This window comes from Frankia sp. CcWB3 (assembly GCF_977927595.1).
The window spans coordinates 4,098-11,023 of sequence record NZ_CDWRCK010000154.1 but is presented as its reverse complement, the minus strand read 5'-3'; the positions used below and the strand labels follow the sequence as shown (position 1 = coordinate 11,023).

The following is a 6,926-nucleotide window of genomic DNA, read 5'->3' as shown; positions in this document are numbered from 1 at the left end:
GGGCCAGTTCGATGACAAGATCAGCGACAGATCCACGGTATATGCCTGGTCTGTGCCTGGTATGTGTCCCGGTGACGGAGGCGGCTGCTTGGGACGGTTTTGCGGGCGGGCCGCGACGTAGGCTGATCGTGCGGGGGCGGGAGGACGCGATGGCAGTCGAAGAGATGTTCGGCGCCAGCTCCGAGACCGGCGAGGACTGGGTCGACGAACATGGGATGCGGGCCTGGCGTGAGCTGCTGCACTCCCATGCCCACGTGACCCGGGTCCTCGAGGCCGAGCTCGAGGCGGCTCACCGGCTTCCCCTGGCCTCGTACGACGTGCTGGTCCAGCTCGCCGAGGCCCCGAACGGCGAGTTGCGGATGAGCGAACTCGCCCAGGCGGTGCTGCTCTCCCGCAGCGGTCTCACCCGGTTGGTCGACCGGCTGGAACGGGAGGGACTGGTCGCCCGGCGGTCCTGCCCATCGGATGCCCGCGGCACGCTCGCCACCCTCACCCCGCAGGGGCTCGACCGGTTGCGGGCGGCCTCGGGCACCCACCTCAAGGGGGTCGCCCGGCACGTGCTCTCCCACTTCAGCCGAACCGAGCAGGACCTGCTCGCCGAGCTGCTGGGCCGGCTGAGCCCGCCGAGGCCGGGTGGCAACGGCCGGGGGTGCGGCGCGGACGCCTGAGCGGCCACGGCCTGCCGGCGCCACGGCCTGCCGGCACCGCACCCCGGCCGGTACCCCGGCCGGTCATCCGGACGCGGTGATCGGGACCGCCCCCCGCGCGGCGGAGACCAACGCCTCGTAGGTCTCCCGGGAGGTGGTCTCGGCCCCGAGCCCCTGAGGCTTGCTGGCGCCGTGGAAGTCACTGGAACCGGTCGCCACCAGCGAGAGCTCGGCAGCGAGGCCACGTAGCCGGCGCCGCTCGACGGGTAGGTGATCGGGGTGATCGACCTCGAGGCCGGTCAGGCCCGCCTTCGCCATCGCCTCGATCACCTCGGGACCGACCGTGACGCCGCGCCTGCTCGCGAACGGGTGCGCGAACACGCTCACCCCGCCGGCGCCGTGGATGAGGCGAAGCGCCTCCCAGACGTCCGGCTGCTCCTTGCCCACCCAGTACGGTCCGCCCGCGCCGATCCACCGGTTGCTGAACGCGGCCGCCACCTCGGGGATCAGCCCGGTCTCGACCATGACCGCGGCGATGTGGGGCCGGCCCACCGTGCCGGCCGCCAGCTCCAAGACCCGTTCCCAGCGCACCGGATGCCCGTCCGCGGTGAGCCGGTCGACCATCCGACGGGCCCGGGTGGCGCGATGTTCTCGCACCTGGGCCCGGGCCGCCGCGAACGCCGGCTCGGCCGGGTCGAACAGGTAGGCCAGCACGTGCAGGGATACCCAGGCACCTGCTACCTCGACCTGGCAGGAGATCTCGGCGCCCGGCACCAGGGTCAGCCCGGCCGGCAGGGCCGCGGCCGCGCGGCCGATGCCCGCGATGGTGTCGTGGTCGGTGAGCGCGAGGACCGACAGGCCCTGCCCGGCCGCGAGCCGGACGAGGTTCTCCGGTGACTCCAGGCCGTCCGAGGCGGTCGAATGGGTGTGCAGGTCGATGGCCACCCGCTCCATAATGCTTCATAGTGGCAGCTTTTCGCCGCGCGGCGATGATGTGGGCGGGAGGCGGTGGCGGCGGGCGGCAGGCGGGCGGTGAGGCCTACAGGTCCAGATCGGTCAGGACCAGCACCCGCTCCTCGGTGAGGTCGGTCATGGCCGAGCGGACCCCCTCCCGCCCGATGCCGGAACCCTTCGTCCCACCGTAGGGCATCTGGTCGGCCCGGTACGACGGGACATCGCCGATGACGACCCCCCCGACCTGGAGCTCCCGGTGGGCGCGGAACGCGGTGGCCAGGTCGTGGGTGAACACCCCGGCCTGCAGGCCGTAGGCGCTGTCGTTGATCCGGGCGAAGCCCTCGTTGACGCCGTCGACCGCCGCTACGACGATCACTGGGCCGAAGACCTCCTCGCCTACCACCTTGGCGGTGAGCGGAACGTCGGTCAGTACGGCCGGGCTGAGACTCGTGCCGTGGCGCGTCCCGCCGCAGACGAGTGTCGCCCCCGCCTCGACGGCCTCGATGATCCACGCTTCGACCCGTTCCGCCGCCGCGACGTCGATCAGCGGCCCCACGTCGGTGGCCGGGTCGGCCGGATCCCCGTCGTGCAGCGCCCGCACGGCGGCGACGATCTCGGCGAGCAGCTCGTCGATGATCGTGCGGTCTGCGTAGACCCGCTGCACGGCGATGCACGACTGGCCGGCCTGGTAGTTGGCGAACAGGGCGATGCGGCCGGCGGCCCGGGCCAGGTCGGCGGGAGCCGCGTAGTCGGCGGCGACCAGCACCGCCGCGTTCCCGCCGAGTTCGAGGACCACGTGCTTGCGGGGGACCGCGTCGCGGATGGACCAGCCCACCGGGCCGGAACCGGTGAAGGACACCACAGGCAGCCGAGGGTCTGCGATGAGCGGGCCGAGGCGGTCGTTGGGGATCGGGAGGACCGACCACGACCCCTCGGGCAAGCCGGCGTCGGCGAGCAGGTCGCCGAGGAACAGCGCCGACAGCGGCGTGCGCGGGGCCGGCTTCACGATGATCGGCGCGCCGACCGCCAGCGCCGGCGCCACCTTGTGGGCGACCAGGTTGAGCGGGAAGTTGAAGGGGGTGATGCCCAGCACGGGCCCGCGGGGGAAACGCCGGGTGAGCGCGAGCCGTCCCTCCCCGGTGGGATCGGTGTCCAGCCTGGTCAGCTCCCCGGCGAAGCGCCGGGCCTCCTCCGCCCCCCAGCGGAAGGTGGAGCTCGCCCGGGCCACCTCGGCACGCGACCAGGTCAGCGGCTTACCGCTCTCCGCGGTGATGAGACGGGCCAGTTCGTCGCCCCGACGGGCGATCTCCTTCGACACGGCGGCGAGCGCGCCGGCGCGGACGTGGGCCGGCAGCGCCGCGAACGCTGGCGCGACCGCCGCCGCGGCGGCCACGGCCGTCTCAACCTGGTCGGGGTCCGGCTGCGCGACGACGGCGACCTCCGCGCCGTCGAACGGGTGCCGGACGGTGGTCGCCGCCGGCCCGGTGGCCGGCTTGCCTGCCAGCCAGAACGGCGTCGGCTCGCTCATCGCGCGGATGACCGGTCGGCGCGGGCGGCCATCGGGCCGCCTGGCGTCGAGCCGCCTGCCGTCGTCATCACCATCGAGCTCATTCTAGGCGCCCGTGCGGGCGGGGTGCCGGCGGCGCGCCCGGTCCCGCCCGAGGACCACCGACCGGATCCCGGCGGCGGGGGACGATGGCCAGGCCAGGCCAGGCCAGGCCAGGCCAGGGCCGCGGCGCGGGTGGCCGTGGCCGTGGACAGGGTATGTGCGCAGGCAGACGATCAGGTAGGAGCCGACGATGACCATTCCTAACCAGGCGGCGACCGGAACCGGCCTGCCCGCCACCGGCGGCCCGCGGCTGCCCCAGGAGCTGCGTCTGTACACCGAGATCCCCGGCTCGCGGTCCCGGGCACTCGCCGCGCGCCGCGCCGGCGCCGTGGCCCGGGGGGTCGGTGAGACCCTCCCGGTCTACGCGCACGCGGCGGGCGGCGGGGTCGTGGTCGACGTGGACAGCAACTCGCTCATCGACTTCGGTTCGGGGATCGCGGTGGTCAGCGTCGGCAACGCCGCGGACGAGGTTGTCGAGGCCGTGCGCGAGCAGATTGGCCGGTTCACCCACACCTGCTTCATGGTGACGCCGTACGAGGGCTATATCGCCGTCTGCGAGGCGCTGAACCGGCTGACGCCGGGTACCCACGAGAAGCGCTCGGCATTGTTCAACTCCGGAGCGGAGGCCGTCGAGAACGCCGTCAAGATCGCGCGTAGTGCGACCGGCCGGGACGCGGTCGTCGTCTTCGAGCACGCCTACCATGGCCGGACGAACCTGACGATGGCGATGACCGCGAAGTCGATGCCCTACAAGAGCGGGTTCGGGCCGTTCGCGCCCGAGGTCTACCGGATGCCGCTGGCGTATCCCTACCGCTGGCCGACCGGTCCCGACCGCTGCGGGGAGGAGGCCGCCGAGCGGGTGATCGAGCTCGTGCGGGACGAGATCGGAGCCGCGTCCGTCGCCGCGATGGTCATCGAGCCGATCCAGGGGGAGGGCGGTTTCATCGTCCCCGGGACCGGGTTCCTGCCCCGCCTCGCCGAGTTCTGTACGGCTTCGGGGATCGTGTTCGTGGCGGACGAGGTGCAGACCGGGTTCGCCCGGACCGGGACGATGTTCGCCTGCGAGCACGAAGGTGTCGTCCCGGATCTCATCGCCACCGCCAAGGGCATCGCCGGCGGCTTGCCGCTCGCGGCCGTCACCGGCCGTCCGGAGATCATGGATGCCCCCCAGGCCGGCGGCCTCGGCGGCACCTACGGGGGGAATCCGGCGGCCTGCGCTGCGGCTCTCGCCGCGATCGACCTCATCGAGTCCGTGGGCTTGGCCGGCCGGGCCCGCCGGATCGGCGAGATCGCCCTGCCCCGCCTGCACGCGTTGCGCGAGCGGTACGACTTCGTCGGGGACGTCCGGGGGCGGGGCGCGATGGTCGCCCTGGAGCTGGTCCGGGGCGCCGGCGACGACAGCCCGGACAAGGTTCTCACCGCCGCCGCGGCCGCGGCCTGCCATCGTCGCGGCCTGATCGTGCTCACCGCGGGCACCTGGGGCAACGTGCTCCGGCTGCTGCCACCGCTGGTGATTGAGGAGTCGTTGCTGCTGGCCGGCCTCGATCTCCTCGACGAGGCGTTCGCGGAGCTCGCGGCGCGCCGTCAGCCTCCCTTCCCGGCCCGCCCGGAGGCGTGACGGAGGGCTGGAGGGTGACGGAGGGGTGGCGCACCCGGCTGTTCGGCACATCTGCCCAGGTGGGGCGATTGCGGGTGGAAACCTGGTGGGGCGATTGCGGGTGGAAAGCCGAGGGCATACCGGTGCCGGAGTGCCGATGTTCGGCGACATCTCCACCTACGCCAGGAGGCGCCCGGTGACCATTGCTGCGGCCTGCCCGCGCTGTCTCGGACCGCTGCGTCCACCCGATCTGTGGAGCAGCCAGTGGCGGTGTGACGATCACGGGGAGGTGAGTCCCTACCGCACTGCGGTGTCGTCGCGGGAACAGGCGCTCCACGCGCTGTCGAGGACCTCGACGGTCCCGGTCTGGTTGCCGCAGCCGATGCCGGTCCACTGGTACGTCAGCGGTGTCGGCTGGGCCGGTGACGAGCGTACCGGGCCGCGTGCTACGGCAGTCGCCGCCGCCGGGCCCTCCCCGTTGGGCGGGCCGGCCGAGATGGTGCTTGTCGCCGAGGCGCCTCGGGTGGGACTCGGCGCCCGGCTCGCGGGCATCAGCGGTCCCGATCCCGAACCGCTGCCCGGCGTACCGGAGGCGAAGGTCGAGGCCGCCGGGCATCCCACGGCGTTGTGGCCGCTGGTCGTACCCCCCGATCGGGCGGCGTTCGTCGGGGAGGCCCGGGGGGTGTGGCTGTGGCTGGTGCTCTGGCCGGCCGACGCGGCCCTGCTCCTGCTGGAACACCTCGTGCTGCGGGACCTGCGCGACGATCCGCAGCTCGGCGAGCGGTCGTTCTTCGGCGCCTCAAGCCAGCATCTGTCCGCGGGGTCGCTGCCCGGGCGGTGAGCCGCCATGGTCACGGGATTTCGGTCACGGGATCTCGGTCACGGAACCCCGGCCCCGGAACCCCGGCCGCTGGGGGACTTGGTGCACCCGCCCGTAAGCTCGCTCACCATGACGGACGCCGCTGCCTCCCGCACACCCTCCTGGGGAAGCCTCGGTACGGTGGCGCCGCAGCCGGTCCGGGTCGAACCCGCCGAGGTCGACCGTTACCGGCTGGCCGTGATCGTCAACCCGAGCGCGGGTCACGGGCGGGCGATGCGGATGCTCGACGGCGTCCGCGCCGAGCTCGCGCGCTGGGCACGGGACGTCCGGGTCACCCCGACCCGCGACCTCGCCCATGCGGACGATCTCGCGGCGGCGGCCACCGCCCAGGGCCGGGTCGTGGTCGCGCTCGGGGGCGACGGCCTAGCCGGCGCGGTGGCAGGGGGGGTGGCCCGCTGCGGCGGCGTGCTCGCGGTGCTCCCCGGCGGGCGCGGCAACGACTTCGTGCGTGGTCTCGGCCTGCCCCGCGACCCGTGCCGCGTCGCGGCCGGGCTCGCGCACGCCCGGGAACGCCGGGTCGACCTGCCCGAGGTCGGCGGCCGGCCGTTTCTCGGGATCGCGAGCGTCGGCTACGACTCCGACGTCCAGGTGATCGCCAACCGGACCCGGTTCCTGCGCGGCCAGCAGGTCTACACCTACGCGGCGCTGCGGGCGCTGGCTGCCTGGCGCCCGGCGCGCTTCACGGTGACGGTGGACGACCTCGCACCTCGGGACCTGGTCGGGTGGACGGTCGCGGCGGCGAACTCGGCGTATTACGGCGGCGGGATGCGGTTCGCCCCGGGGGCGGACATCGCCGACGGGCTGCTGGACGTCCTGCTGATCTCGCGCACCTCCCGCCTGACGTTCCTGGCGCTGTTCCCGCGGGTGTTCTCCGGGCATCACGTCGACACCCGGCACGTGCGGGTGCTGCGGGCCCGGCGGGTGCGCGTCGAGGCCGACCGGCCCTTCGCCGTCTACGCCGACGGCGATCCGCTGGCGTCGCTGCCGGCGGAGATTGTCGTGCGCCCCGGTGCCCTGCGGCTGCTCGTGCCGGTTATTCCGGGGTCCTGAAGCCGGATTCCGGGGCCGGGCGGTCGGGTTCGGCCGCGGTGGGTTCGGCCGGGTCCGCGGTCTCGGGCCTCGGCGTGGTCTCGGGGGTCAGTGTGATCTCGGGGGTCGCATGGTAGTCGATGCGGCCGGCTGCCTGGGGATAGTGCAGGTCGAAGGCCGGGCGTTCGGAGCGGATGCGCGGCAGCGTCC

Annotated in this window: 6 protein-coding genes and 1 pseudogene; 4 read left to right on the top strand and 3 right to left on the bottom strand. The window is 73.7% G+C overall.

Going from position 1 to position 6,926, the window contains the following annotated elements; translation table 11 throughout:
- Nucleotides 1-149: 149 nt before the first annotated feature.
- Entirely contained in the window at nucleotides 150-668 is a 519-nt protein-coding gene (locus tag ACY5KJ_RS12900) for a MarR family winged helix-turn-helix transcriptional regulator (protein WP_462188854.1), read from the top strand.
- 63 nt (nucleotides 669-731) lie between these two features.
- Here the strand turns inward: ACY5KJ_RS12900 and ACY5KJ_RS12895 are convergent, their stop codons facing one another.
- Together ACY5KJ_RS12895 and ACY5KJ_RS12890 are read right to left on the bottom strand one after the other, a co-directional pair.
- On the bottom strand, nucleotides 732-1,601 hold the full coding sequence (locus ACY5KJ_RS12895) for a PHP domain-containing protein (RefSeq protein WP_462203434.1): 870 nt from the start codon (nucleotides 1,599-1,601) through the stop codon (nucleotides 732-734).
- A gap of 85 nt (nucleotides 1,602-1,686) precedes the next feature.
- Entirely contained in the window at nucleotides 1,687-3,129 is a 1,443-nt protein-coding gene (locus ACY5KJ_RS12890; RefSeq protein WP_462203433.1) for an aldehyde dehydrogenase family protein, read from the bottom strand.
- A 271-nt stretch (nucleotides 3,130-3,400) separates the two neighbouring features.
- Between ACY5KJ_RS12890 and gabT the strand changes: the two genes are divergently transcribed.
- From gabT to ACY5KJ_RS12875, 3 genes are all read left to right on the top strand, one after another.
- On the top strand, nucleotides 3,401-4,828 hold the full coding sequence (gabT, locus tag ACY5KJ_RS12885; RefSeq protein ID WP_462188851.1) for a 4-aminobutyrate--2-oxoglutarate transaminase: 1,428 nt from the start codon (nucleotides 3,401-3,403) through the stop codon (nucleotides 4,826-4,828).
- Between the two features lie 175 nt (nucleotides 4,829-5,003).
- Nucleotides 5,004-5,648, top strand: a complete 645-nt coding sequence (locus ACY5KJ_RS12880) for a DUF6758 family protein (protein ID WP_462188852.1) — start codon at nucleotides 5,004-5,006, stop codon at nucleotides 5,646-5,648.
- A 108-nt stretch (nucleotides 5,649-5,756) separates the two neighbouring features.
- On the top strand, nucleotides 5,757-6,737 hold the full coding sequence (locus ACY5KJ_RS12875) for a diacylglycerol/lipid kinase family protein (RefSeq protein WP_462188853.1): 981 nt from the start codon (nucleotides 5,757-5,759) through the stop codon (nucleotides 6,735-6,737).
- Here the strand turns inward: ACY5KJ_RS12875 and ACY5KJ_RS12870 are convergent.
- Nucleotides 6,721-6,926: pseudogene (locus tag ACY5KJ_RS12870) on the bottom strand (aa3-type cytochrome oxidase subunit I); the annotation flags it as partial. The gene ACY5KJ_RS12875 and the pseudogene ACY5KJ_RS12870 overlap by 17 nt on opposite strands.